The sequence below is a fragment of the Sphingomonas faeni genome (genome assembly GCF_040407505.1).
Lineage (GTDB): Bacteria > Pseudomonadota > Alphaproteobacteria > Sphingomonadales > Sphingomonadaceae > Sphingomonas > Sphingomonas faeni_E.
This window is the reverse complement of sequence record NZ_JAPZPQ010000001.1, coordinates 1,336,688-1,361,781: the sequence shown is the minus strand read 5'-3', so window position 1 is coordinate 1,361,781 and position 25,094 is coordinate 1,336,688. Positions and strand designations below refer to the sequence as shown.

Below are 25,094 nucleotides of genomic sequence, written 5' to 3'. Positions count from 1 at the left end.
GCCATCCAGTCGATAAGCAGATAGCGGCTCCGAGAAGCCCTATTTAAGCCGCGGATATCCGCGACCGGGGGTTAGCGTCGTGTGACCGCAGCAATCTCCCGGGCGAGATCGATGAACGCTTTGAACGCGGCCGATGAATGGCGCCTGCCCGGGTAGTAGAGGCATAGCGGTGCAAGGGGCGGGGTCCAGTCTTCCAACATCTGGACAAGCCTGCCCGATGCGACATCGTCGCGGACATCCGCCTCCATGAAGAACCCAATCCCAACACCATCCAGCGCGGCAATTCGAGACAGGCTGGCCTCGTCCAATGTGATTGGGCCTTGTACATCGATCTGCATCGACTCGCCGTTCTTCGCGAAATGCCAACGATACGGCGCGCCATTGGGCAACCGCACGCGGATGCAGGCGTGCGCCAGGAGATCATGCGGCACCTGCGGCGTCTCGCGCTTCTCAAGATATGCCGGCGACGCCACTACGGAGAAGCGCCGAGGAGCGCCGACCGGGATCGCGATCGTATCACTTGGGATCAGGTCGGCGGTGCGAATGCCAAAATCAAAGCCCTCCGCCACAACGTCGACAAGACGTCCTTCGGTGACAAGATCGATGTGAACCTGCGGGTACCGACGTATATATTCCAAAACCAGTGGAGACAGGATTTCTCGAGCGGCGGTTGCGAAGGAATTGATGCGCAGGATACCCGACGGCGTACTCTGCTGCGATCGCGCCGTGTTCATGGCGTCTTGGATGCTTTGAACCGCCGGCGCGATCTGGCCGACAAAAGTTCTTCCGGCGTCTGTTAGCGAGACGCTGCGCGTAGTCCGATTGAGCAGACGAACGCCGAGCTGCTGCTCAAGCTTGCCGACTGCGTTGCTTAGCGCGGTTGTGGACATGCCGAGATCAATCGCAGCCGCGCGGAATGAGCCGCGATGGACAATGGCGAGGATCGCCTCCAGCTCAATCAGTCCCGACCGTGACATTGTCCCGCTTTCCGTGACGCCTCATCCCTATCTATCCTGATTATCCTACAGGCCGTCCATCCATACTTTGGTTCGGGAGAGCGGAGCGAGCGCTTCGCTGCGAAATGGAGGACGTCATGGCCATCGATCTGCCACCTGGGATTGCGAGATACCTCGACGCGGACAGGAGACGCGATGCAGCGGCGATCGCTGGATGTTTCACCGCCGATGCGACCGTGCAGGACGAGGGACACACCTACACTGGTCGCGATGCGATCCAGGAGTGGGCCGTGGGCTATCTCGCAAAATACCTCTGCGCCACTGAGCCGTTCGCCATTACCGACGAAGGCAATAAAGCCGTCGTGACAAGCCATGTAGTTGGGAACTTCCCGGGCAGTCCCGTCGACCTGCGATACCAGTTTACGCTTGCCCATGGTGCGATTGCCGGTCTGGAGATCGCGCTGTGATTCCGTTCCTTTCGCTGGAAGGCAAGCGCGCCCTCATCACCTCAGGAACCCGTGGCGCTGGCGCTGCGACGGTTTCTCTGTTTCGTGAGCTGGGTGCTCACGTTTTGACTACTGCTCGGAGCAAGCCAGAAACACTACCTAAGGAGCTTTTCTTCGCGGCCGACCTTACCACCGTGGAGGGCTGCGCAGCTCTTGCCGACGCGGTCCGCGAGCGGATGGGCGGGGTCGACATCATCGTTCACATGCTAGGCGGTTCCTCGGCGCCAGCAGGCGGGTTCGTCGCTCTTGGCGAAGAGGAATGGGCGAAGGAGCTCGACCTCAACCTGATGCCGGCCATCCGGCTCGATCGGGCGCTGGTTCCGGAAATGGTCTCGCGGGGCGCGGGGGTGGTCGTCCATGTGACTTCGATCCAGCACGTCATGCCATTGCCGGAAGCGACAACCGCCTACGCCGCTGCAAAGGCGGCGCTCTCTACCTACAGCAAAAGCTTGTCAAAAGAGGTTTCGCCAGCAGGGGTAAGGGTTGTGCGCGTGTCGCCTGGCTGGATTGAAACCGAGGCCTCCGTCGCACTGGCCAAACGTCTCGGCGGTGAGGACGGCGCTGAGAAGGGGAAGCAGATGATCATGGCCTCACTGGGCGGCATACCGCTCGGCCGACCAGCTACTCCTGACGAGGTGGCGAACCTCATCGCGTTCGTCGCTTCTGATCGGGCAGGCAGCATAACCGGAACCGAATTCGTGATTGATGGCGGCACTGTCCCGACGGCGTAAGGCTCCTGAGCGCTCTGGACGCGAAGCCCTGATCCGTCCGCTCGCAAATCGAAAGCGGGCTCATGAACGAATGGCCGAAGTTGAGGGGCAGGAAAAGGTGCCGGAACGTCTGCTTGTGGGTCTTCTCGAACTGCAGAGTAAGCTACAAGTGCGCGGGTATAGCTATTAGAACTGAGCCATCCGATAAAGTCGCTAAGCCTCATAGATAATCTAGTGTCCTCTGGCGAGTAAGTGTGGGTCCAAGCTATCGAGATGGCCGCCAAATGTTTGGACCATGATCAATATCGCGATCGCAACGGCAATCAAGCCGAACGAAATCATAGAGCGACGTGAATGCATAGCTGTCAGTCTCCCGCTCACTCCGGAACGCGGCGATACGCCCTTGTCGTCGAGCAGCGATCATAGTAGCCTTGCATCCGAATGCAAGGGAGAGAGAAATGCGGCACCTGAAGACCGGCACGCTACCGTCCGTACGAGCAGAACAGGGGCGTGCAGTGCAAACTGCGGTCGAAGCGATTCTGGAGGATATCGAGCACCGAGGCGACGCGGCCGTTCGAGACCTGTCGATCCGTTTCGATAACTGGGACCGTGAGAGCTACCGACTGACCCCAGCGGAGATCCAGGACTGTATCGATCAACTGGATTCCCAGGCCATCAGCGATATCGAGTTCGCTCAAACGCAGGTGCGACGCTTTGCAGAGGTGCAGCGCGCGAGCATGACCGACGTCGAGGTCGAGACGCTACCGGGCGTGGTGCTGGGGCACAAGAACATCCCGTTGAACGCCGCGGGTTGCTATGTGCCAGGTGGAAAGTACCCATTGCTGGCATCGGCGCACATGTCGGTCATCACGGCGAAGGTCGCTGGCGTCGCTCGCGTGATAACCTGTGCACCGCCATTCCAGGGAAAGCCCGCTCCGGCGATCGTCGCGGCGCAGGCAATGGCGGGCGCTGACGAGATCTACTGTCTCGGCGGTATCCAGGCGGTCGCTGCGATGGGGATCGGCACGCAGTCGATCGCTCCGGTCGACATCCTCGTGGGTCCAGGCAATGCGTATGTCGCAGAAGCGAAACGACAGTTGTTCGGCCGCGTCGGAATCGACCTGTTCGCAGGGCCAACCGAGACGCTCGTCATCGCCGATGAGACGGTAGATGGGGAGCTCTGCGCGACCGATCTTCTGGGGCAGGCCGAGCATGGTCCCGACAGCCCGGCGATCCTGCTGACCACGTCGGAGAAGCTTGCGCGTGACACGATGGCGCAAATCGAGCGGTTGCTGACGATCCTGCCGACCGCCGATGTCGCCCGCAAGGCGTGGGAGACGTACGGCGAAGTGATCGTCGCGGATTCGGATGAGGAGATGGTGCGGATCGCCGACGACCTGGCTTCCGAGCACGTTCAGGTCATGACGCGTGATCCGGATTATTTCCTCGCGAACATGAGCAACTACGGTGCGCTGTTTCTCGGCCCACGGACCAACGTCGCTTATGGTGACAAGGTGATCGGCACCAATCACACGCTGCCGACTAAGAAGGCGGCGCGGTATACCGGCGGGCTATGGGTAGGCAAGTTCCTCAAGACCTGCACCTATCAGCGCGTCACAACCGACGCGGCGTCAGCGATGATCGGCGAATATTGCAGCCGGTTGTGCGCGCTCGAAGGGTTTGCGGGCCACGGCGAACAGGCCAACATCCGGGTGCGGCGCTATGGTGGCCGCAATATCCCGTACGCCGGTGTGGCGGCGCCCCTGGTCGCTGCCGAGTGACGCTTCCGCGCACGCCCAGCTTCCGCCTCGATGGCCGGCGCGCTTTGGTGACGGGGGCGGGCCGAGGCATCGGCCTCGCCCTCGCCGCAGCGTTGAGTGAGGCAGGTGCCTCGGTGACGCTCGTCGCGCGCACCGGCGCCGACGTCGAGGCCGCCGCTGATGCGATCAGCGCGGCGGGCGGACAGGCGGAGGCATGCATACTCGACGTTGCCGACCTCGACGCGGTGGCTAGCTTCTTCTCAGAACAGTCGGCGTTTCATGTGCTCGTCAACAATGCGGGTACCAACCGGCCGAAACCCATGCAGGACGTGACGCGCGACGATTACGACGCGGTACTGGACCTCAACCTGCGCAGCGCGTTCTTCGTGGCGCAAGGTTGTGTTCGCCGAATGCTCGCCGACAGCGTTCGTGGATCACTGATCCACCTGGGGTCTCAGATGGGGCATGTCGGTGGAGTCAATCGGTCTCTCTACTGTGCATCCAAATGGGGTCTCGAGGGAATGAGCAAAGGCTTCGCACTCGACCTCGCGGCACGTGGCATCCGCTCGAACACGATTGCGCCGACATTCATAGAGACGCCGCTCACCAAGCCGTATTTCGAGGACGCCGCGTTCAAGGCGAGCGTATTGGCGAAGATCAAGCTGGGCCGTCTGGGCACCGTTGAAGACCTGATGGGTGCGGCGTTGTTCCTTGCGTCCGACGCCTCGGCGCTGATCACGGGTACTAGCCTGGTCGTCGACGGTGGCTGGACCGCGGATTGACGCCGTCGGGTCTTGGCCACGATAGCTTCTCAAACAGGATAACGCATGACCGACCGCATTCTCACGACGCATGTCGGCTCGCTGCCGCGCAGCAAGGCCGTGACCGATCTCGTCTTCGCGCACGAACGCGGTGAGCCAATCGATCCCGCGGCCTTTGATCGGGTGATCGGTGAAGCCGTAGACACCTGTGTCGCACGGCAGATCGCGGCTGGAGTCGACCTAGTATCCGACGGCGAGATGTCGAAGATATCCTACGCGACCTATATCAAGGACCGGGTCACCGGGTTCAATGGCGACAGCCCGCGGTCGGCGCCCGCCGATCTGGAAGCATTCCCCAGCTTCCTCGCGCGTCAGGCGTCGAGCGGCGGGACGCCGACCTACCGCCGGCCCTGCTGCGTAGGCGCCGTCGCACCCAAGACGCTCGCGCCGTTGGAAGCCGATCTCGCGCATCTCACGCGCGCAGTGGAACGGCACAAGTCCACGGGCGCGTTCATGAACGCTGCGTCTCCCGGCGTGATCGCGCTGTTCCAGCCCAACCAGCACTATCCGACCCAGGATGCCTATCTGGAGGCGCTCGCGGAGGCTATGCGACCCGAATATGAGGCGATTGCCGCGACGGGTACGATCCTGCAGCTCGACAGTCCCGACCTCGGGCTTGGTCGGCACATGATGTACAAGGATCGTAGCGACGCGGACTACCTGGTCCTCATCGAACGCCATGTCGAGGTGCTGAACCACGCGCTGCGCAATATCGCACCCGAGCAGGTGCGGATGCACGTCTGCTGGGGCAATTATGAAGGGCCGCATACCCATGACATCGAGATGAGCACGATCCTGCCGGTGCTGATGAAGGCCAAGCCGCAAGGGCTGCTGTTCGAAACGTCGAACCCGCGGCACCAGCACGACTGGCAGGCGTTCCGCGATCTCGCCGCGCTCGTGCCTGACGACTGCATCCTGATCCCGGGCGTCATCGATTCCACCACCAACTTCGTCGAGCACCCGGAGGTCGTCGCGCAGCGCATCGAACAGTTTGCGGCATTGGTCGGGCGCGACCGGGTCGTCGCCGGTACGGACTGTGGTTTCTCTACCTTCGCCGGTTTCGGTGCGGTGGATCCCGACATCGTCTATGCCAAACTGGCCGCACTCGCCGAAGGGGCATCTCGAGCGAGCGATCGATTGTGGAGCCGAGCGACATGACCCTGAAGCAACGCCTTACGGCGGGTGAACTGATCGTTGGCACCTTCGTCAAGACGCCGTCACCGATCGTCGTCGAGGTGCTGGCGCTGTCGGCACTGGATTGTCTGTGCCTCGATGCCGAGCACGCGCCCTTCGATCGGATCGCAATAGATGGCTGCGCGATGGCGGCGAGAGCAGGGGGCAAGGACCTGCTGGTGCGCGTCCCCGTGGCGACCCCCGAGCACATCCTCAACGCGCTCGACTGCGGTGCAACGGGGATCGTCGCACCGCACGTCAGGTCGGCGCACGAGGCGCGCGATCTGGTGCGGATGGCGCACTATGGCGCAGGCGGCCGGGGCTACGCCGGTTCGTCGCGTGCGGCGGGGTACACCACCAGCAGTATGGCGGATCATCTTGAGCGCTCGGCACGGACGATCGTCATCGCCCAGATCGAGGATCCGGAAAGCATCGAGGACATCGAGGCGATCGCCGCCGTCGATGGCATCGATGCCCTGTTCGTAGGACGGGTCGATCTCACGGTCGCTTACGGTGCGGCAAGCCAGGACGACCCACGCGTCGTCGCGGCGGTGGAGCGCGTCTGCGCAGCCGGACGCGCGCAGGGGCGCCCGGTCGGCATGTTCCTGGCGCGCACAGGCGACATCCCGCTGTGGCGCGAGAAGGGGGCCTCGCTTTTCCTGCTCGGATCCGATCATGGATTCATGCTGGCGGGTGCCGCCGCTTTGATGGCGGCGGCGAAGGCCTGATGTTCAGGCGGGGTGACGGATCCTCCGGAGTCGGGCCTGTCGCGCCGCTTCTCCTGTCGATCGTCTCCCTCTGCGTCGGAACGTCCTTTGCCAAGACGCTGTTTCCCGTCGTCGGATCATCGGGGATTACCGCGTTGCGGATCGGCCTGTCGGCGTTGTTGCTCGTCGTGATCCAGCGGCCCTGGCGGTGGAGGCTGGACGGGACACAGGCGCGCGCCGTGGTCGGCTACGGCGTCATTCTCGCGCTCATGAACCTCAGTTTCTATGCGGCGCTGACGAGTCTGCCGTTGGGGGTCGCAATCGCGATAGAGTTTCTTGGACCACTCGGTGTCGCCGTCGCCTATTCCCGCTCACGCCTCGATGCGGTGTGGATACTGCTGGCCGTCTGCGGAATCCTCGCGCTGGTCCTGCCGGGATCCTCCGGACATCCCGTCCGTGCCGTCGGCGTCGGCTTTGCTCTTCTCGCAGCGCTGTTCTGGGCGCTCTACATCGTCGCTGGCAAGCATGCGAGCGAGCACGTGCCGGAGCGGCAGATCGTCTGTCTGGGGTTGTGCGTGGCATCGCTGATCGCGGTGCCGGCGGGGATTGCGCAGGCCGGCGCCGCCCTGCTTGATGGACAGGTGCTGCTCATCGGCTTCGCCGTCGCGATCCTGTGCAGCGCGCTACCGTACTCGCTCGAGATTTTCGCGCTCAAGCGCCTGCCGAAGCAGGTCTTCGGAATAGTCGTCAGTCTCGAGCCGGCGGTCGGCGCGGCCGCTGCCTTCGCCATACTCGGCGAGCGCCTCGGCATGACGCAATGGCTCGGCATGGCCGGCGTCGTAGCGGCGTCGATCGGGTCGACGATGTCGAGGCCGGGTGCCGGTAGTCCGGCGGTCGTGCCGGCATGACGGATTGACAAGTCGCGCAGCTTCGCGTGCATTCGAATTCACGTATCAGGGAGTTTCGTGTTTTGCCCATTCCACGCGTCCGCCATCTTCTTGCCACCGCCGCACTGGTGGTCGGCTTCGGCGCCATCCCCGCGATCGCGCAACCGGCGAAGACGGAGGCGGCCGATCGCCGCTGGTGGAAGGAGGCGGTCGTATATCAGGTCTATCCACGGTCGTTCGCGGACAGCAATGGTGACGGCATCGGCGACCTGAACGGCATCACCGCAAAGCTGGACTATCTGAAGTCGCTCGGCGTTGACGTTGTTTGGCTGTCACCGCATTTCGATTCCCCCAACGCCGACAACGGGTACGACATTCGCGACTATCGCAAGGTTCTCGCGCAGTTCGGCACGATGGCCGATTTCGACACGATGCTGGCCGGCATGAAGGCGCGCGGCATCAAGCTGATCATCGACCTCGTCGTCAATCACACCAGTGACGAGCATCGCTGGTTCACCGAAGCGAAGAATGGACCGGGCAACCCGTACCGAGACTATTATATCTGGCGACCGGGCAAGGCCGGCGGACCACCGAACAACTATCCGGCGTTTTTCGGGGGTTCCGCCTGGACGCAGGTCGGTCCGGGTGGCGAGCATTACCTTCATTATTTCGCGGTGAAGCAGCCGGACCTTAACTGGGACAATCCGAAGGTTCGCGGCGAGGTCTATGACCTGATGCGCTTCTGGCTGGACAAGGGCGTATCGGGCTTTCGAATGGACGTGATACCTTTCATCTCGAAGGATCCGCGCTTCCCCGATCTGAACGCCGAGCAGCTGCTTCATCCAGATCAGGTCTATGCGAGCGGCCCGCGCGTTCACGACTATCTGAAAGAAATGCGTCGCGAGGTCCTGTCGAAGTACGACACGATGAGCGTCGGCGAGGCTGTGGGTGTCACGCCTGAAAAGGGACCGCTGTTCACGGCGGCGAGCCGCGGCGAACTCGACATGATCTTTCGGTTCGAGGGCGTGAACATCGACCGAAACGGCTGGCGGACCAAGCCCTGGTCGCTGGTCGATCTCAAGAAGATCTACGACGACCTAGATCGTTCGGCGGGCACCGATGGCTGGAACACCAGTTTCATCGGCAATCATGACAAGCCACGTGCGGTGTCGCATCTCGGCGACGGCAGCCCGGCATCGGCAAAGGCACTGGCGACGATGATGCTGACGCAACGCGGCACGCCGTTCCTGTATCAGGGCGACGAACTGGGCATGACCAACTTCCCGTTCACGCGGATCGAGCAATATGACGATATCTCGGCGCGCAACCTGTGGCGCGATCAGGTGCTCGGCGGCAAGGTGACCGCGGCCGAGTTCCTGCCCGAACTCGCCAAGACCAGTCGGGATAACGCGCGTACGCCGATGCAGTGGAGCAAGTCGGTCAATGCCGGCTTTACCAGCGGCACGCCCTGGCTTCCCGTGAACCCTAATTACGCAACGATCAACGTCGCGTCGGAACAGGCGGATCGTGCATCGGTGCTCAACCATTACCGCGCGCTGATTGCTTTGCGTCGCAAGACCCCGGTGCTGCAATATGGTGCCTATGACGATATCGATCCTGCGCATCCGCAGGTCTACGCCTATACGCGTACCTTGGGATCCGCGCGGTACCTGACCGTGATCAACTTTTCGGGGACAGCGGCAGCGTACACCCTACCGCAGACCTTGCAGGTGCGCTCGGTGGCGCTCGACAGCATGGAGCAGAATGTTCTGCCGGTTGCGGGCCGGCTGGCTCTCCGGCCATGGCAGGCGGTCGTCTATAAGCTCTGAATGAGAAGCTCCTCCTGCCCGGCAGGAGGGGGTCTAAACCGCCGTGGAGCGCGCCAGCGTTTCAGGCAGGCTGCGCCAGATCAACGCCGCGATCAGGAACGCCACGCTCGCGGCGAGCATCGCGACCTGCAGGCCGAACGCGCTTGCAAGGGCGCCGGTCACGAGTGGCGAGAAGAAGCTGATGAGGCGACCCCAGTTGAAGATCGATGCAGCCGTCGATTTCAAATGCGGCGGGTACAGCTCGGCGAGCCAGGGTCCCCAGACGACGCTCGACGAGAAGCTGAAACCATAGACGAAGCCGACGACCATCAGCAGCGGGGGGATGGTCGGGACGAGTAGGTAGGTCACGATCGCTACCGCGGCCAGTGCGAAGCCCCACGAACCGAAACGCCGTCCCAGCCGGTCCGATGCCCATCCCCAGACGAACCCTCCGATCATGTTGCCGGTGAACAGCGCAGCGACTAGTTGCCCGGTTACGTCGGGCGGTAAGTGGCGCACGTCGTGGAGATAGATCGTCAGCCAGCCGCTGAACGCCTGGTACGCGAAGAAATTAAGGCCGGTCAGGCTTGCCAGCAACAATGTGCGGCGCCGAACCGAGGGTGCGAACAGCTCGCGGACGGGGAAGCGCGAGGCCTGCGACGTGACGCGCGAGCTCTCTGGAACGACGAGATAGGCAAGTCCGGCGAGTAGCACAGGAGGCACGCCGCCAAGCCAAAGGAGCACGCGCCAGTCGTGATTGCCGAGATGGCCAAGCGCAATGCCGAGCAACGCGATCGAACTGCTGAAGGTGAGGTTGATGCCGCTCGCAAGCCGTCCCCGCACGTTGGCGTGAAACAGACTGACGTAAATCCCGACGACGACCGGAAAGCTGCCGCCGAGGAACAGCCCGAGGATGAAGCGTTGCAGCAGGAGTTGCGGATAGCTGGCGACTAGGACGCCGGCCAGAAGCATCAGGCCATAACCGACCATTATCACGACAAGCATGTTGCGCCGGCCGAGCCTGTCGGCCAGCTGTCCGATCACCACCGCACCGATCAGCGCCCCAGCACCTTGCGCCGAATAGGCGGAGCCGGCCTGGGTCAGGCTGAGCCCAAGACTGTCGCGCAGGTACGGCCGCAGCACGTCGACCGTGTTCCACGCCCAACCATAGAAGAATTCGGCCAACAGTACGAAGGCGAATGCCGCGCAGCGCCGCGCAAAGCTGTGTTCGAACACCGTGTCGGTAACCGCCGCATCGGGGGCGGCGGCGACGTCAGGCACCGAAAGGGTGACGGGAATCTTCATTGCGACAGCTCCCATCACCCTCATCCGTTCACTCTCAGCGCTGGAACCGCAGGCGGAGACCATACATGCGCGGCGGGTTGTAGCTCGCCTGAAGCGATGTACCGCCATACGATACCAGCGTCTGGACCTTCTCGTTGGTGACGTTGTCGACGAACGCCTCGACCGAGAGCTGCTTGCTGTAATCGTATGTCAGGCTGAGATCGACCTTCTGCCAGACGGGCGCGCGTGCCAGCCAATCGTTAAACGCCTGCTCGTCATGATGTCCGGCGAACGAGATGGCGGCGAAGGGCGTCAGTGCGCTGTCGCCGCCAAGTTCGAAGCGGTACGAGGCGTATGCCGTGCCGGAGTATTTCGGCGAGTGCGGAATGTTGTTGCCCGAGAGATCACAGGTGAACGCAACCGCCGGCTGCCCGGGGCCACCCGTACCGCTCTGTGGTCCGCAGTCATATCCCGGTGCGAAAACCCGACGTTGACCAGCTGCTGCGATTGTGACGCCGTTGACGACGGTCGCCGACGTCTGGGTGGCATCGTTGACCAGGATCGATCCGCCGAAGGGCAGGGTTACGTCCTTGAAGCTGCTGTACTTGGCGTTGAGCAGCGACAGGTTCGCGCCGAACGTCAGCGCCCGTGTCGGCTGCCAGATCGCTTCCGTCTCAAGGCCGTAGGACCGCGCCCGCGCCGCGTTGAAGGTCGTCTGCAGCGTGGTCCCGCCGACGATGATCTGGCGGCTTTCCTGCAGATCGCGGTAGCGGTTGTAGAAGGCGGAGAGGTTGAGTTGGAGCGTGTTGTCGAAGAAACGGTTCTTCGACCCTACCTCATAGGCGATGACCTTCTCCGGCGCGAACGTCGGGGCGCTTTGTGATGCTGCGAGGCCTGCATTGAAACCACCTGAGCGGAAACCCGTCGACACGCTGGCATAGACGAGATTGCGGTCGGTGAGCTTGAACTCCGTGCCGCCCTTCCACGTCACTTCGCTGAATGACAGGGGGCAGTAGGTCGACAACACCTGCGCGCCAGCGGAGTTGAGCACCGTGGCGGCAGTCACGCCATTCTCCCCGCAGTTATTCGGTACGGCAGGAAAAATGCCGTTCGACGGAAGAGGATCGTCGATGGTGATCAGAGTCAGGGGATTGGCACCGTTCGGGGCGGCGGCAGGCAGGTAGAAATACCCCGTGGCGTTCAGATATGTCTTCTTTTCGTGCGTGTAGCGCACACCACCGGTGACCGACCACGCGTCGGTCAGGTGATATGTCGCTTGGCCATATGCGGCACGTGAGTACACCTTCACACGCTCGAACTGGTAGGTGCCGTTGTTCGCGGGCGCCGTTATCGGCGCCGCGAGTGCAGTCGACACGATAGTACGCGGCAACTGCTGGTTGATGAATCCGTTGACCAAATTGTCGTTGAGGAAAAAGCCGCCGAGTACGTACTCGAGCTTGTTGCCGGTGTTCGACAGGAGCTGCAGTTCTTGCGTGAAGGTATCAGCCTGCGTTCGCGCCTGATCGATGGCGATGCTCGACGCTGAGAAGTCGGAGTCGGTCGTACGGCGGCCACGGTATCGGACATAGCCGGTGATCGATTTCACCGAGACGGGACCGAAGTCGTAGCTGGCTGTCAGCGACGTCGATGCCTGACTGAGGTCGCGGAACGGCTTGTAGTTGTTTCCGATCGTATGCCAGTCGCCCGGATATTCGATGGGAACGCCAAGATCCACGCCGGTGCCGACGGCCGCCGATGGGCTGGCGGTCGTAACCCGGCAATCGGCAACGCCGTCACGGTTGCCCGCGCGTTCGTTGAGACCAATGTAGCTGGCATTGAACAGCGTTTGGCAGGAGCCCGGATCGATATAGCTACCGATCTGCTTGTAGCCGAATGCCGATGCACCGTTGCCGCCCTGATGGACGTAATCACCGCGCAGCGTTGCCGAAAAACCGCCCAGATCCCACTTCAGCGCGCCGCGGACGTTCTTCTTGTTCTCGTCGAACAGGTCCGCTTGTGAGAAATTCCTGTTCCTGACCCAGCCATCCGCGAGGTCGCTCACCAGCACGATGCGGGCGGCGAGATTGCTGGTCAAAGGTACGTTGACGAACCCTTCGTAGCGGATCTTCGAGTAGTTGCCGACGGTGAACGTCGACCCATAATCGAGTTCGTGAGACGGGGCGTTCGTGGTCACGACGATGTTCCCGCCGAACGTGTTGCGTCCGTATAGCGTGCCCTGCGGACCACGCTGGACCTCCAGCGTGGCGACGTCTGCAAAGCCGAGTGCGGCCTGGCTCGTGCGCGACTGGTAGATGCCGTCGATGAAGTACCCGATCGTCGGATCGCCTGTGACGCCGTTGTTCGCGGTACGTACGCCGCGCATGGCAGGTCGAACATCCGATCCCGTCTGGCCGAAGCTGAAGCCGGGCACGAATTCGTTGAGACGCGAAATGTCGACGACGCCGCGGCTCTGAAGCGTTTCGCCCGAGATGGCGGTGATCGCCAGCGGTACGCTCTGCAGACTTTCGTCGCGACGTTGCGCGGTGACGACGATGTCACCGATGCCCTCGGCGTCAGGCGCCGGCGCCTGGGGGGAGGCGGCATCCGTAGCGGTCGGAGCCGTAGTCTGCTGTGCAGGCGTTGCAGCAGGGACAGTCGTGCTCTGCGCCGAGGCCATCTGGCCGGACACGGCGATGGCGAAAACCGAAGCCCCCGTAACGAAATGACGAACCGTCATGCTGCCCCCTAATTTTTGTTTGCTAAGGGAAGCTATCGCGACCGAAACCAACTGTCTACCGATTATTGCATTCGGATTACACGGCTTATTTCGACGCAATGTCGTGCCGTTTGATCGGCTACAGAGATGCAACTCGTGGATTTTCGGCGGTTTTCTGCCGGTTCACGGTTTACTGAGACGCGGCGCATCATGTGACAATACCGTCACAGCATCGCCGAAAGAACCGGAACACCGGCAAAAGACCAAAGCTTTTGCATCCGGATTTAAACGTGGGGGATCGCTCGGCCAGCCTTTCGAGTGGGAAGACCAAGTCGCTATCCAAGGACAGCAGATCGCCCTTCGATCAACCTGCCGTTGAACAAGCGTCGTTCGGCGGGTAGGTCGGGGTCCTCGATACGCTCCACGAGCATATTGACGGCAGCTTCAGTCATCCGGCGTACGGGCTGTCGGATCGACGTCAGGCGATATCCTGCCCAGGTCGCAGGGCCAGATCCGTCGAAGCCCACTACCGAGATGTCTTCCGGGATCCGCATGCCGAACTCTTCGCGGGCGGCGTCTATTACGCCGATTGCCATAAGGTCGTTGACGCAGACGATCGCGTCGAACTGCGCTCCGTCCGCCAGCAAGGCGGCAAAAGCAGCTGCACCACTTTCATAACCGTAGTCGCCACGCACCACGGGAACGTCATTGATTCCGGCCTCCTGCAGACGACCGAGAGCCGCCCGGCGACGTTCCTCGCCGACATAGCTGTCTTCCGGGCCAGCAATGATCGCGAACCGGCGATGCCCAGCGGCGAGGAGGCGATCAACAAGGAGCCGTTGTCCCGTGACGGAGTCACAGCCTACTGACGCCGCCTGGGCGCGGTCCGCGACGCGGTTGTAGAGAACGAGAGGCACTTCGCGGTCAACGAACAGGCTGACCTGTTCGTCCGAAAGTCGAGCTGCGCAGATCACCCCGTCGACGCTGTGACGCCATACCTGATCGATTACCTCGTCAACATCGCTCTCGGTGTTCAGGGAGAACAAGAGCATGCGCAGGTCCCGTGCCAGCATACGGTGTGACAGTTCGGCGAGTACTTCAGGATAGTTCAGCGCCGTCAGGCTGGAAATCAGGACGGCGACGAGATTGGTGCGACGCGAAATCAACGCTTGGGCCAGCGCGTTCGGTCGATAGCCAAGTTCCAGAGCCGCCTTCTCGATACGCTCGCGAGTAGCTGGAGCAATGCTTCCGCTTGGCGCGAAGCACCTTGAGACGGCTGACTGGGAGACGCCGGCCAGACGCGCGACGTCATAGGAGGTCGCGCGACGCCCCTGCCGGCCAGACGCCGCGTTTATGAGAGACCGCCCGTCCTTGTCGTCTTTACGCTCGGCCACTCAGCGCTCCCCGTGACATTTGCATTCGAATTCATTAGCAGTATCATCGCGTATCGCCGCACGGTGCGGCGGAGTGACGGAGGACAACGCAAATGGCCAATTCGGCGCCAAGAGGGTTCGAACACACCACCAGCTATGTCAAGGCGCCCGCCCGAGACTCGATGGTTGATACCGGCGACGTGGTTGCGATCGTCGAAAACGTGCTGGCGGACGTCCGCACCCGCGGCGACGCTGCCGTGCGCGAATATTCGATCAAGTTCGATTCCGCCGACTTGGACCAGTTTGAGGTAACGCAGCAGGATCGTCTGGATGCGGTCGCCGAGATGGAAGCGCAAACGCGCGCCGACACAGAGTTCGCCATCGACAACGTTCGCCGCTTCGCCGAGGCTCAGCTGGCCACAATTCTGCCGCTCGAAGTGGAGCCGCTACCTGGCCTCCATCTCGGCCACCGGGTCATCCCGATCGAGCGGGTCGGCTGCTACGTCCCAGGCGGTCGTTTCCCGCTGCTCTCCGCGCCGATCATGACGATCGTACCTGGAAAGGTCGCCGGGTGCGATGAGGTGGTTGCTTGCCTTCCGCCGAACGCGCACCGTGCTATGATCGCAGGCTGCCATCTTTCGGGTGCGGACCGGATCTTCCGCATCGGCGGTGCGCAGGCCATCGCGGCCATGGCGTTCGGAACCGAAACCGTGCCGCGCGTCGACAAGATCGTCGGCCCGGGCAATGCCTTCGTCAACGAAGCCAAGCGCCAGGTCTTCGGCCCCGTCGGAATCGATCAGCTCGCAGGTCCGTCGGAGATCTTCGTACTTGCTGACGGCACCGGCGACCCCCGGCTCATCGCAACCGATCTGCTCGCGCAGGCCGAGCACGACGTGCGCACGCGCGTCGGTCTGATCACCACCGATCGATCGGTAGCGGAAGCAACCGCGCGCGAAGTGACGCGACAGCTCGAAACGCTGAAGACTGCGGCGATTGCCGGACCGAGTTGGGAGAACTACGGCGAGATCGTGCTGTGTGAAGACGAAGCGGCGATGATCGCCTATTCCGACTATGTCGCGGCTGAGCATCTTCAGGTGCACACTGCCGATCCTCACGGGTTAGCAGCCAAGCTGCGCAACTACGGCTCGTTGTTCATCGGCGAAAACGCGAGTGTCGTCTATTCGGACAAGACCGTGGGTACCAACCACACGCTGCCGACGATGGGTGCCGGGCGGTACACCGGGGGACTGTGGGTCGGATCCTACGTCAAGATCGCAACGCATCAGTGGCTTGAAGAAAGCGCCATTCTCAAGGTCGGGCCGCCGGCGTCTCGGCAGAGCGCCAGCGAGGGACTCGACGGCCACATGAAGGCTGCGCAGGTTCGCGTCGACCGCCTGCACCAGGTCGCTTCGGCCTGAACACGCTGCCGCCCCGGTCGATGACCGGGGCGGGGGCGGCAATGGTTGGCAGATCGTCCGCCCGTAGCGGCATCGCCGAACGCACGAGGTCCGGTCCGGCGCTTCGTTGGCCCGACCGGTTGGCTCTGCCTTCGCCCCGGTCAACGCCGGGGCGCCGTAACGTCAGCCGGCAGAACGTGCCTGAAAGATCGGCCGGGCCGGGTTCTCTCCGCCGCGAACCACGAAGACGACAGCGTCGACCGACGCCGTGTTGCGGAAGGCGTGGTCCAGATCTACCGGTACGGTAAACGTATCACCGGCCCCCAGGATGACGTTGCCGTCCGCCCAGCTCACTTCCATCGTGCCCGATTGTACCATCAGCACTTCGGCCTCGCTGCGCGCGTGCATAGGCACATAGGCGCCCGTTGCGAGCGTCAGCTGTCGCAGGTTGAAACCATGCGGCCACCACCCGGTAATCAGACCGGGCTCGAAACCGTCGTCGGTCGCCTGCGGTACAATCAGGCCGGCTTCCTCGACGCCCGGCGCCGCGAGCGGCGAATTCGGGTTGGCGACAGCCTCGCCTGCTCGAACAACGCACTGCGCCAGTTTCTCCATTGGCGGTGTCGCCAGAGCGTCAGCCTGTTCCTGCGTCAGCCCGGTATCGAGTTCGACGTCGTCTGCGGACGCCTCGCCCGCCGAGGTGTCGATCAACCGTCCGCCTTTCGCAAGCTTGAGGCCATGTCCCTGAGCGGCCTGGAAAACCGCAGGTGCCCACGTCACTTTGCCCGGATCGTCCTGACCGAGAACCGTGAAGAGGAACCCGACGCCTTGGTCGACCTTTTCGAACCCCCTGAACATATGGATCGGCACCGATGCGACGTCGCCCGGGCCGATCTCAAGCGTGCCGTCTTCGCGGTTTGCCCCGAACAACAGGCGCCACGTGCCGGAATGCACGACGAACACTTCGGCAGTGTCGTGACTATGCTGTGAGTTAACGCACCCGAATGGCTGACGGGCGGCGCCGATATTGAAACCGTGCTTCTCGGTAATATGAACGTGCTGCTCGGCGCTTTCGGAAACGCCGGCGCCGATAATCGTGAAGTTCTCCTTCTCGGTCGAACCTGGGGTGCGAGTATCGAGGAACGCAGTCCGACACGGCACCAAGTCGGCATAGCGGACCAATCGCTGGTCCATGGCATCAGGAGCAAGAGGCACGACGATCTCCAATTAGCGGGGCTGTTGCATTCGGATGCAAGATCGGTACGATGTTTCTCGTCGCTACACAAGCGAGCGGGACAATTCTGGATGAACGGCACTAGCATGGTCGAAATTGACCCGCAGGCGCATAGCGCGAGCGACGCTCTGCCCTTGGTATTTTTGCCAGGCACCTTGTGCGACGGCAGGATGTTCGGGCCGCTGCTCGACCGATTGAGTCTGACGGATCGTGCCGTCAGTCACGGTGGCTATATTGGCGCGCGATCCATTGACGAAGCCATTGGAGATTTGCTGCAGACCATCCCGCCCAGAGCGATCCTGTTCGGCTTTTCACTAGGCGGGATCCTCGCTTTGGCTTTGGCTCGCGCTGCGCCCGATCGGATCGCAGCGATGATCTTGAGCAACAGCACCGCGCGGCCCGTCGATCCCGTTATGCATCGTGACCGTCGCGGAGAGGTCGAGAGCGTGCGAGCGGAGGGAATGATTGCTCACGTGCAGACCCTCCTTCCGCGATACCTTATGGATCCATCCGCGATCCACCATGCCGAACTCATTCTTTCGATGGCAACGGTCAGCGCCGATCGTTTCGCCGACCAGACTGAATTAGCTCTGTCGCGACCCGATGCTCGGCCTTGGCTGCAAACGTTGGGCATGCCTGTCCTCGTCATTGGGGGTGGCCAAGACGGTATCAATCCACCCGCGGTCCAGATCGAGATGGCAGATGCGCTTCCGGCGTCCACGCTCGTCCTGATCGAGCGCTCCGGCCACTTCACGCCGCTCGAACAGCCCGAGGTCGTTGCGTCGCATGTCGCGACGTGGCTCGGTCAGGTCGATGCTATGAATATTTCAACGATCAAGGAGAGACAGCGATGAGTGACGCACCCTCAACCCCGCCGCGGGCACCGAAGACCGAAACCAAGCAAGCGGGTGACGACCCTGCTGCCGTGCTGCAGGTCGAACGTCGCGACTTCACTCAACTCGTGCCGACCGACCGCCCGCGCGTTCAGTCTCTGCGGGGCTTCGACCCCGAATATACGGATATCGTCGACTACATCATCCGCTGCACGCACCGGATCTGGGACGAACGGGACGTCGGCCTGATCTATACGCACTATACCCACAACTGCGTGCTCTACGGCGTGCTCGGCTCGGTCTACGAGCGCGAGAGCGTAGTGCGCGAAACGATACAGCGGCTAGTCGAATTGCCGGACCGTCGCGGTATGGCGATCCAAGTGATCTGGCGCGGCAACGACGTCGATGGGTTCTACACGAGCCACATGACCAACGGCACCGGCCGGCATACGGAATACGGCATCTGGGGCAAGCCGACCGGCCGGACCTATACTACGCGGACTGTCGCAGACTGCATGATCCTAGAAAACAAGATCTACCGGGAATGGGTCGTGCGCGACAATATGGGTCTGTACCTTCAACTGGGGCTCGACCCTCACGAGTTGGCAGACAAGCTGGCGCGACAGAAGATCGCGAACGGCGAAACGATGCTGCAGCTGTCGGAAAACCGTCGGATGATCGGGCAGTATCCGCCCGAGGCGCAGGCTGACGTATCCCTTGCCCACGACGATGGCGAGGCGGAGATCCTGCGCTGGCTCTACACCATATACAACCAGCGTATGTTCGGCACGATCGAGAAGGTCTATGCGCCGACCTGCCAGTGGCACGGCCCTCTCATGCGCGAACTCTACGGGCCGGCCTCGGTGCTTCACCAGACCATGCGGCTTGTTGCCCTTATGCCGGACTGCGTTTTCGTTCCGCAGCACATATGTTCGATCGACAGCGAGGAAGGCGGCCGCAAATACGCCGTGCGCTGGATCATGGACGGCCATCATCTGGGATACGGCGCATTGGGTGCGCCAAGCGGCCATCGCTTGTTCGTGATGGGCGTTACGCACTTTCACGTCATCGACGGGAAGATCGTCGACGAATGGGTGCTGTACGACGAGTTCTCGATGCTGGTGCAGATCCGCATGGCCGAATTGCAGAAAGACTTACCTTCGCAGTAAATATTTTAAATGCACGAGGCCTGGCGACATTTATCGGCAGGCCTCGCGGCATCAGCCTTATCGATATATTCGGATGAGAAGGGGGTGCGACGTGACAAATGTTTGAGCGGTACCTGTAACGATGTAGCGCAGTCGCTCTTATTCATGACAGAGCGCTTCAAAGATTTGCTGAGGTGTTCCCGTTGGACCGGTATTGACGGACGTTGCGGTAAAATAAAGATGAACGAATGGCCGAAGTTGGGATTGGCAAAATTGTTCGTAAGCGTCCGTTTGTGGGTCAGCGCCACTGCGAAACTGGCGGCAGCTTTCGACCAACTCGAGACATTGGTAACGTTAATGTGACCGACGGCTTTTACTGGAACCCGCCAATCGTTATTCCGATTATCGTTGTTGATGACGAGGCTTCCCCCGTTTCGGCGGAATCGAAGTCAGAAAATCCAATCGACTAGCAACTCGCCACCGGAGACCTCAAGTACCGTCCCGGTGACATATGGGTTGGTCATGAGAAAAACAGCTGCGTGTCCGACATCTCCTGCTGTCCCCAACCGCCTGGCCGGGAACTTGGCGCGTACCTTGGCGCGGATTTCCTCCACGTCCGCCGGAGGCAGCACTTCCCAGAAATTGGTATCGATGAAGCCGGGCCGGATCGTGTTGACGCGGATCGGAGCTAACTCAAGCGCGAGCGATTGTGACAGCAATTCGACCGCCGCAAAGGTTGAGGTGACCGCGGCTAGGCCAAGCTTCGCGCGGGCGCCGGTCCCGCCCGTCAGGAAGGTCATCGAGCCGCCAGCCTGCAGGTGCGGGGCGGCATATCGAGCGCAGGCCCATGTGCCGAGAAACTTGGCCTCCAGATAGCTGCGGACGCCGCGCATGTCGGGGTCCATGAACGATCCCCAAGCACCGAGCGCCGGTCCGGCGGTGACGATGAGGTGATCGAAGGGCCCGATCGCCTCGAATGCGGCCAGCACGGCTGTCTCGTCGCTGATATCCAGAACGACTTGCTCGAACGCCGCAAGCTCCGGATGTTCCTCGACCGACGTATTGCGGCGGCTGGCGACCGTAACGGCAGCGCCCATGGCATGGGCGGCCTGCGCGACCCCGAGGCCGATCGCTTTCTTACCGCCGACGACGACGACCCGCTTGCCGGTGAGGTCGAACGATGGTGTCGGCGTAGGCACTTGCACTGATGCGGAATTGCTCATGACAAATATTCTTTTATTCGAAGAGGAAAGCCGGCGCGAAGGTCGGTCAGGCTTGGGCGCGATTGGCTTCCTCCGCCGCGCGAGCCAGGGCTTCCACCCATTCCTGGTGGTAGCGATACAGCAGGCCGGGATTCTGGCGTCCGACCATCTCCAGGAAAAAGGAACCCTGCTCTGTCTCTTCGGTGAGGAGGTGGCAGCCCTGTGCAGTGGGGGTGATGACCCAGCCGTGATAGGCGGTGGAGCCCGTGTCGTCACCGTCGACCATGGTGGCCCATGCGAGCCGCCTGCCAGGGACGCATTCGGTGACTTCAAGGCTCATCGGATAGCCCGCAGTCACACGGGTGAGCCTGGTCCCGAGGGCAAGTTCCCGCTCACCGCCGAGAATCTTCACCTGGTTCTCGGGGGGGAAGTGACGGTGCCAGTTCTCGGCATCGACGAGCAGTTTCCAGACCGTCTCGGCGGACGCTTCAACGTCAATATCGTTCAGCCCGTAGATCTCCGAGATCTTGGGGTGGAACTGCTCAGGCCAGATGACGTGGTCGTACATGCGTCAGTGCTCCTTCTTGGGCAGGACTCGGAGGTTCATCTCAGTTGGGCCGGTCTGTCAGGTCAGCGAACACCAAAGCCTGGCGCCATTCGGCAGGGCTGGTTCGCATGCCCTGGCGGAACGCGTCAGCCATCGCCTCGGCCAGCCACGATGCGTCGAGCCCCCCGAGATCCACGGCACCCAGCCCGGCGTCCGCCGCCAGCCCAGCGGCCACCGTCTTCGCCTCCCCGTCGTCGCTGGCCAGCAACACCTGTGTGCCCGACGCCGCCAGCCGTTCGGGAGTCTCCCGCAGCACCCGCATCACGATGGTGTTGAACACTTTCACCACGCGCGCCTGCGGTGCGGCGGCTTGGAGCCGTTCGGCGTAACTCAGCCCATTAGGACGCGGCGAGGCGTAATCGCGGCCGGGATCCGGCTCGCGATTGTTGGGATCGAGCACGATTTTTCCGGCGAGGAGGTTCGGGTCGGCGGGCATCACGCCGCGCGGCGTCCACAACACGACATCGCCGAACGCCACCGCCTGTTCCTGGGTCATCGCGTGAGCACCGGCCAAGCCTTTCACCGTCGCCGCGGCCTTGACTGAGTCACGCGACCCGAAGGCGACCTCGTGACCCGCGCGCGCCCAGATGGACCCCAAGGTTTCCCCAACCTGCCCCACGCCTACGATCCCTATGCGCATCATCTTTCTCCGCTCGTGATACCCTCAACGTAAGAGCGGACAGTCGCTCGAGGAATGACAGGTGGTGTTGTAAGTGAACCAACAGAATGTATTGAATAAGAGATGGACACTCTACGTGCCGCTGTCGTCGTTCTCCGCGTTGCCGAGGCTGGCTCCTTCGCTGGCGCCGCGCGCTTGCTTGGCGTGACCCCGGCCGCCGTCGCGCGCCTCGTCGGGCGCTTTGAGACCGCGCACGGTGCGCGCCTGTTCCGTCGATCGACCCGCACACTCTCCCTGACGCCCGACGGTGAGCGCTTCCTCGCTGAGGTCCGAGGCCCGGCACTCGCGCTCGCAGCGGCCGCCAGTCGGCTCGGCGCACCGCTCGGGGTCGCGGGTACGGTGCGAGTGACCGCCGCCGCCTCGCTCGCTCCGACCCTGCTGCACGCACTGGCTTCGCTTCTGGATTGTCATCCCGCGCTGCGTGTGGAGCTTGCATTCGATGACCACCTTGCCGACCTTGGCGGCGGACGTTGGGACCTCGCGGTGCGCATCGCGCCACGTATCGCCGACGCGAGCCTCCTCGCACGGCGCCTCGCACCGTTGCCGCTCGTCACCCTCGCGGCGCCCGCTTACCTTGCCAAGCACGGTGTGCCGCAGACGCCGGATGACCTAGTAAGACATCGGCTGGTCGGGGTGCGGTTTCCGGCAACGGGGCGCATGATGCCCTGGCTGTTTCGCACACCTAGTGGCACGCGCCGTCTTCAACCTGACTTCGCACTCATCGTCGACGGATCAGACGCCATGCGCGCAGCTGCGGCGCTCGGAGCAGGCATCGTGCAGGCTGGCTCGGAAGGCACGGCGACGCTCCTGGCCTCTGGCGGTCTCGTGATGGTGCTCGAAACCTACGCGCCGCCTCCTTGGGCCGTGTGGATGTTGCGTGCGCCGGGTCCTGCAGGATCGGCGCTCGCCGCAGTCATGGGCGCATTCGTTGCGGCGTTTCGGCGGAAGGAGAACTGACAGCAGACTCGATGGTACGCGTTCCAACTCCGGTGAGGTGAACTCCGCTGCCGATGCCTACAAAGTGGGCATCGAACGAGCGGCGCGGTATGGCCGCAGCTGGGGACTTCCCACGTTACCGAACACGATGGTTCGTCGGGAAATGCCCTTCCTTCGAATACAGCTCGTTGCCGCGAACGGCCGCTTCACCCCAAAACGGTCGTTCGCTGTCGCCCTACTCAACGACGGGTTTGTCCCACCTTCCGCCCGCTCCCGCAGCGCTGCCGGTTGGTCGCGGACTGATGAGTGGATGTCGGAAGTTGGGAACGCGGAAAGGCTTCGGGAATGGCAACTTTCTGGGTCTTTTACGGTGCCGCGCCGTCCAGCGTAGGAGGGGGATAGCATCGATCGGGCGCCAGCTCCGCAAGGAACGTTAGACAGTCATGTTGCCCAACCCGTTAGCCAAGGCGTCGAACACGGTGCGGAAGCGGGCGCTGGTCTTTAGATCCTCATGCATGACGATCCAAATCGGCAGGTGTAGTGCAATTGCAGGAAGAACGCGCACTAAGGCCTTGTCGCGCTGCGCGACAGCGGATTGGCACAGGCCGATGCCGAACCCTGCGCGAATAGCAGCAAGCTGGGCAAGGTTGCTGTCTGTCCTTAACGCGAAGCCGTGCCGATCAAGGGGCGGAAGCTGCTCGACCATCGCGCGCAGCGCCGGTGTTTCGGCGTCATGCCCGATCAGGTCATGGGCGGCGAGTTCTTCCATGTTGGCCGGCGTTCCACGCAGGTCTAGATAGCTTCGGTGTGCGTGAAAACCGAGTTCGACAGGCGGGAGGCGGCGCGCGAGCAAAGAGGTCTGTGTGGGCTCGGTCATGCGAACGGCGATGTCGGCCTCACGCGCGAGCAGATCGTCGACGCGATCCGATAGCATCAACTCGACCACAAGTGCCGCATGGTCGCGTCGCAGCAGCGTCAAAATCGGCGGTAGATGTTCGACGGCGACGACGTCACTGGCGCTGATCCGCACCGTTCCTGTGACGCTACCCAGCGTACCGCTGGCAGTGCGCAGCAGCGCGGCGGCCGTGGTCGCCATAATCTGCGCATGCGATCGGAGCGATTGGCCAAGATCAGTGGGTTCCAGCCCGCGCTGCGACCTGACGAACAGGTCGGCGCCCAGAACCGCCTCTAGCGCGTCGACATGACGCGCAACCGTGGGTTGCGTGAGCCCAAGGCTTCGAGCAGCGGCAGACAGCGAGCCTTCATCAAGAACGGCGAGCAACGTGCGGTAGAGGGCCCAATCAGGATCGTCGCTCATTGGTTTTTGTATAGCGGATCAACGTTCTTGGGCAATTTTCGATGTTGTTGCGATCGATTAATTCGGTCGTACGGCAACGGAGACAAACGATGACACAGCAAATCACGATGTTCGGATACGGGGCGGTCGGCCGGCCAATTGTCGAGAAACTGGTGGCTCGTGGAGACCGCGTGCGAATCGCGACGCGCCGCCTACCTGCGAACCTTCCTGCGAACGTCGAGCACATGCCGTGTGACGTCCTCGACGCCGCCGATGTCCGAGCGGCGCTCGCGGGTGCCGCGCAGGCGGTTCTGGCAGTCGGCTTTGCCTACGATTCGCGGCTGTGGCGCACCGTTTGGCCGCGGGCGATGACCAACATGGTTGAGGGATGTGCGGTCGCCGGCGCGCGGTTGGTATTTATCGATAACCTCTATCAGCTCGGACCGCAGACGACGCCGCGCACGGAGGAGATGCCGCTGACCACGGTCGGTGAAAAACCCGTGATCCTGGCCGAGGTGACGCGCATCTGGCAGTCGGCGCGCGGCCGGGTGCATGTGGCGGCGCTGCGCTGCACTGATTTCTACGGACCTGGCGTAACGGTGTCGCACCTTGGTGCGCTCGCCATCGGTGAAATCGCGAAGGGCAAGCCCGCGCAGATGCTAGTGCCGACCGACACGCCGCACGACTTCGCGTATGTGCCCGATATCGCCCGCGCAACAGTGCTATTGCTGGATGCGCCGGACGAGGATTTCGATCAGGTTTGGAATATGCCCTGCGCGCCGACCCGCACGCCGCGTGCGCTGCTGGCGATGGCAGCTGCCGCTCGTGGCTACACGTTGCGGGTGTGGGGCGTACCGCTGGCTCTGCTGCGTCCGCTAGGGTTGTTCTACCGTTTTGCCAAGGAAGTCGCCGATGTCGGCTTTACCTGGGACCGCTCTTACGTCGTCGACGGCGGCAAGTTTGCTCGCCGCTTCGTCTTTGACCCGACTCCGTTCGAGGTCGGCGTGCCCGTGACCGTTCACGCTTTTGCGGGCGGTCGATCAGGAGGCTACGAGTGAGA

The 25,094-nt window shown here is 62.5% G+C and carries 23 protein-coding genes; 14 read left to right on the top strand and 9 right to left on the bottom strand.

The window, feature by feature from the left end; translation table 11 throughout:
* Positions 1-71 precede the first annotated feature (71 nt).
* Positions 72-977 carry a LysR family transcriptional regulator gene (locus O6X71_RS06155; RefSeq protein ID WP_353464951.1) on the bottom strand — a complete coding sequence of 302 codons (906 nt, stop codon included), beginning with the start codon at positions 975-977 and terminating at the stop codon, positions 72-74.
* Positions 978-1,093: 116 nt separating this feature from the next.
* Between O6X71_RS06155 and O6X71_RS06150 the strand changes: the two genes are divergently transcribed.
* The 8 genes from O6X71_RS06150 to O6X71_RS06115 all read left to right on the top strand — a co-directional run bounded on the left by O6X71_RS06150 (position 1,094) and on the right by O6X71_RS06115 (position 9,349).
* Positions 1,094-1,423 (top strand): nuclear transport factor 2 family protein, encoded by a 330-nt coding sequence (locus tag O6X71_RS06150; RefSeq protein WP_353464950.1) that lies wholly within the window; start codon positions 1,094-1,096, stop codon positions 1,421-1,423.
* A complete protein-coding gene (locus O6X71_RS06145; RefSeq protein ID WP_192191437.1) occupies positions 1,420-2,193 on the top strand; it encodes an oxidoreductase in 774 nt (257 codons plus the stop codon). The genes O6X71_RS06150 and O6X71_RS06145 overlap by 4 nt, the downstream gene beginning before the upstream one ends.
* A 437-nt stretch (positions 2,194-2,630) precedes the next feature.
* On the top strand, positions 2,631-3,953 hold the full coding sequence (gene hisD / locus O6X71_RS06140; protein ID WP_353464949.1) for a histidinol dehydrogenase: 1,323 nt from the start codon (positions 2,631-2,633) through the stop codon (positions 3,951-3,953).
* Complete coding sequence (locus O6X71_RS06135) at positions 3,950-4,714, top strand: SDR family NAD(P)-dependent oxidoreductase (RefSeq protein ID WP_353464948.1); 765 nt, start codon at positions 3,950-3,952, stop codon at positions 4,712-4,714. Before hisD (O6X71_RS06140) ends, O6X71_RS06135 begins: the two co-directional genes overlap by 4 nt.
* A gap of 45 nt (positions 4,715-4,759) precedes the next feature.
* Positions 4,760-5,911, top strand: a complete 1,152-nt coding sequence (locus tag O6X71_RS06130; protein ID WP_353464947.1) for a cobalamin-independent methionine synthase II family protein — start codon at positions 4,760-4,762, stop codon at positions 5,909-5,911.
* Positions 5,908-6,654, top strand: coding sequence for an HpcH/HpaI aldolase family protein (locus O6X71_RS06125; protein ID WP_353464946.1), 747 nt, complete (start codon positions 5,908-5,910; stop codon positions 6,652-6,654). Before O6X71_RS06130 ends, O6X71_RS06125 begins: the two co-directional genes overlap by 4 nt.
* Entirely contained in the window at positions 6,654-7,541 is an 888-nt protein-coding gene (locus O6X71_RS06120) for an EamA family transporter (protein ID WP_353464945.1), read from the top strand. Before O6X71_RS06125 ends, O6X71_RS06120 begins: the two co-directional genes overlap by 1 nt.
* A 62-nt stretch (positions 7,542-7,603) precedes the next feature.
* Positions 7,604-9,349: a glycoside hydrolase family 13 protein gene (locus O6X71_RS06115; RefSeq protein WP_353464944.1), complete on the top strand. Its 1,746-nt coding sequence runs from the start codon at positions 7,604-7,606 to the stop codon at positions 9,347-9,349.
* A 33-nt stretch (positions 9,350-9,382) separates the two neighbouring features.
* Here the strand turns inward: O6X71_RS06115 and O6X71_RS06110 are convergent, their stop codons facing one another.
* The 3 genes from O6X71_RS06110 to O6X71_RS06100 all read right to left on the bottom strand — a co-directional run bounded on the left by O6X71_RS06110 (position 9,383) and on the right by O6X71_RS06100 (position 14,722).
* Positions 9,383-10,633: an MFS transporter gene (locus tag O6X71_RS06110; RefSeq protein ID WP_353464943.1), complete on the bottom strand. Its 1,251-nt coding sequence runs from the start codon at positions 10,631-10,633 to the stop codon at positions 9,383-9,385.
* A gap of 34 nt (positions 10,634-10,667) precedes the next feature.
* Complete coding sequence (locus O6X71_RS06105; RefSeq protein WP_353464942.1) at positions 10,668-13,349, bottom strand: TonB-dependent receptor; 2,682 nt, start codon at positions 13,347-13,349, stop codon at positions 10,668-10,670.
* Between the two features lie 314 nt (positions 13,350-13,663).
* Positions 13,664-14,722 carry a LacI family DNA-binding transcriptional regulator gene (locus tag O6X71_RS06100; protein WP_353464941.1) on the bottom strand — a complete coding sequence of 353 codons (1,059 nt, stop codon included), beginning with the start codon at positions 14,720-14,722 and terminating at the stop codon, positions 13,664-13,666.
* A gap of 92 nt (positions 14,723-14,814) precedes the next feature.
* Here O6X71_RS06100 and hisD (O6X71_RS06095) point away from each other — a divergent pair, with 92 nt between their 5' ends.
* The gene (gene hisD / locus O6X71_RS06095; RefSeq protein WP_353464940.1) at positions 14,815-16,119 is read left to right on the top strand and encodes a histidinol dehydrogenase; all 1,305 of its coding nucleotides are present in this window, start codon (positions 14,815-14,817) and stop codon (positions 16,117-16,119) included.
* 162 nt (positions 16,120-16,281) lie between these two features.
* Here hisD (O6X71_RS06095) and O6X71_RS06090 read toward each other — a convergent pair whose 3' ends face one another.
* Positions 16,282-17,313, bottom strand: coding sequence for a cupin domain-containing protein (locus O6X71_RS06090; RefSeq protein ID WP_353464939.1), 1,032 nt, complete (start codon positions 17,311-17,313; stop codon positions 16,282-16,284).
* 105 nt (positions 17,314-17,418) lie between these two features.
* Between O6X71_RS06090 and O6X71_RS06085 the strand changes: the two genes are divergently transcribed.
* From O6X71_RS06085 to O6X71_RS06075, 3 genes are all read left to right on the top strand, one after another.
* Entirely contained in the window at positions 17,419-18,186 is a 768-nt protein-coding gene (locus tag O6X71_RS06085; protein WP_353464938.1) for an alpha/beta fold hydrolase, read from the top strand.
* Positions 18,183-19,334 (top strand): ester cyclase, encoded by a 1,152-nt coding sequence (locus tag O6X71_RS06080; RefSeq protein WP_353464937.1) that lies wholly within the window; start codon positions 18,183-18,185, stop codon positions 19,332-19,334. Before O6X71_RS06085 ends, O6X71_RS06080 begins: the two co-directional genes overlap by 4 nt.
* A gap of 227 nt (positions 19,335-19,561) precedes the next feature.
* A complete protein-coding gene (locus O6X71_RS06075; protein WP_353464936.1) occupies positions 19,562-19,783 on the top strand; it encodes a hypothetical protein in 222 nt (73 codons plus the stop codon).
* Here O6X71_RS06075 and O6X71_RS06070 read toward each other — a convergent pair.
* The 3 genes from O6X71_RS06070 to O6X71_RS06060 are packed head-to-tail and all read right to left on the bottom strand — an operon-like array spanning position 19,763 to position 21,762.
* The gene (locus O6X71_RS06070) at positions 19,763-20,536 is read right to left on the bottom strand and encodes an SDR family oxidoreductase (RefSeq protein WP_353464935.1); all 774 of its coding nucleotides are present in this window, start codon (positions 20,534-20,536) and stop codon (positions 19,763-19,765) included. The genes O6X71_RS06075 and O6X71_RS06070 overlap by 21 nt on opposite strands.
* Positions 20,537-20,582: 46 nt before the next feature.
* A complete protein-coding gene (locus O6X71_RS06065; RefSeq protein ID WP_192239665.1) occupies positions 20,583-21,083 on the bottom strand; it encodes an SRPBCC family protein in 501 nt (166 codons plus the stop codon).
* Positions 21,084-21,123: 40 nt separating this feature from the next.
* On the bottom strand, positions 21,124-21,762 hold the full coding sequence (locus O6X71_RS06060; RefSeq protein ID WP_353464934.1) for an NADPH-dependent F420 reductase: 639 nt from the start codon (positions 21,760-21,762) through the stop codon (positions 21,124-21,126).
* A gap of 102 nt (positions 21,763-21,864) precedes the next feature.
* On the opposite strand from O6X71_RS06060, the gene O6X71_RS06055 reads away from it, so the two are divergent.
* On the top strand, positions 21,865-22,758 hold the full coding sequence (locus O6X71_RS06055) for a LysR family transcriptional regulator (protein ID WP_192239663.1): 894 nt from the start codon (positions 21,865-21,867) through the stop codon (positions 22,756-22,758).
* A gap of 412 nt (positions 22,759-23,170) precedes the next feature.
* Here the strand turns inward: O6X71_RS06055 and O6X71_RS06050 are convergent, their stop codons facing one another.
* A complete protein-coding gene (locus tag O6X71_RS06050) occupies positions 23,171-24,055 on the bottom strand; it encodes a LysR family transcriptional regulator (RefSeq protein WP_353464933.1) in 885 nt (294 codons plus the stop codon).
* Between the two features lie 89 nt (positions 24,056-24,144).
* On the opposite strand from O6X71_RS06050, the gene O6X71_RS06045 reads away from it, so the two are divergent.
* Positions 24,145-25,092, top strand: a complete 948-nt coding sequence (locus O6X71_RS06045) for an NAD-dependent epimerase/dehydratase family protein (protein WP_353464932.1) — start codon at positions 24,145-24,147, stop codon at positions 25,090-25,092.
* The last annotated feature ends 2 nt before the right edge of the window (positions 25,093-25,094 follow it).

What these genes read in the sequence shown, in the direction of transcription:
- O6X71_RS06155 (WP_353464951.1), bottom strand. Translation starts at nt 977, where the DNA reads ATGTCACGGTCGGGACTGATTGAGCTGGAGGCGATCCTCGCCATTGTC.
- O6X71_RS06150 (WP_353464950.1), top strand. Translation starts at nt 1,094, where the DNA reads ATGGCCATCGATCTGCCACCTGGGATTGCGAGATACCTCGACGCGGAC.
- hisD (WP_353464949.1), top strand. Translation starts at nt 2,631, where the DNA reads ATGCGGCACCTGAAGACCGGCACGCTACCGTCCGTACGAGCAGAACAG.
- O6X71_RS06130 (WP_353464947.1), top strand. Translation starts at nt 4,760, where the DNA reads ATGACCGACCGCATTCTCACGACGCATGTCGGCTCGCTGCCGCGCAGC.
- O6X71_RS06125 (WP_353464946.1), top strand. Translation starts at nt 5,908, where the DNA reads ATGACCCTGAAGCAACGCCTTACGGCGGGTGAACTGATCGTTGGCACC.
- O6X71_RS06120 (WP_353464945.1), top strand. Translation starts at nt 6,654, where the DNA reads ATGTTCAGGCGGGGTGACGGATCCTCCGGAGTCGGGCCTGTCGCGCCG.
- O6X71_RS06110 (WP_353464943.1), bottom strand. Translation starts at nt 10,633, where the DNA reads ATGAAGATTCCCGTCACCCTTTCGGTGCCTGACGTCGCCGCCGCCCCC.
- O6X71_RS06105 (WP_353464942.1), bottom strand. Translation starts at nt 13,349, where the DNA reads ATGACGGTTCGTCATTTCGTTACGGGGGCTTCGGTTTTCGCCATCGCC.
- hisD (WP_353464940.1), top strand. Translation starts at nt 14,815, where the DNA reads ATGGCCAATTCGGCGCCAAGAGGGTTCGAACACACCACCAGCTATGTC.
- O6X71_RS06085 (WP_353464938.1), top strand. Translation starts at nt 17,419, where the DNA reads ATGGTCGAAATTGACCCGCAGGCGCATAGCGCGAGCGACGCTCTGCCC.
- O6X71_RS06080 (WP_353464937.1), top strand. Translation starts at nt 18,183, where the DNA reads ATGAGTGACGCACCCTCAACCCCGCCGCGGGCACCGAAGACCGAAACC.
- O6X71_RS06075 (WP_353464936.1), top strand. Translation starts at nt 19,562, where the DNA reads ATGGCCGAAGTTGGGATTGGCAAAATTGTTCGTAAGCGTCCGTTTGTG.
- O6X71_RS06070 (WP_353464935.1), bottom strand. Translation starts at nt 20,536, where the DNA reads ATGAGCAATTCCGCATCAGTGCAAGTGCCTACGCCGACACCATCGTTC.
- O6X71_RS06065 (WP_192239665.1), bottom strand. Translation starts at nt 21,083, where the DNA reads ATGTACGACCACGTCATCTGGCCTGAGCAGTTCCACCCCAAGATCTCG.
- O6X71_RS06060 (WP_353464934.1), bottom strand. Translation starts at nt 21,762, where the DNA reads ATGCGCATAGGGATCGTAGGCGTGGGGCAGGTTGGGGAAACCTTGGGG.
- O6X71_RS06055 (WP_192239663.1), top strand. Translation starts at nt 21,865, where the DNA reads ATGGACACTCTACGTGCCGCTGTCGTCGTTCTCCGCGTTGCCGAGGCT.
- O6X71_RS06050 (WP_353464933.1), bottom strand. Translation starts at nt 24,055, where the DNA reads ATGAGCGACGATCCTGATTGGGCCCTCTACCGCACGTTGCTCGCCGTT.
- O6X71_RS06045 (WP_353464932.1), top strand. Translation starts at nt 24,145, where the DNA reads ATGACACAGCAAATCACGATGTTCGGATACGGGGCGGTCGGCCGGCCA.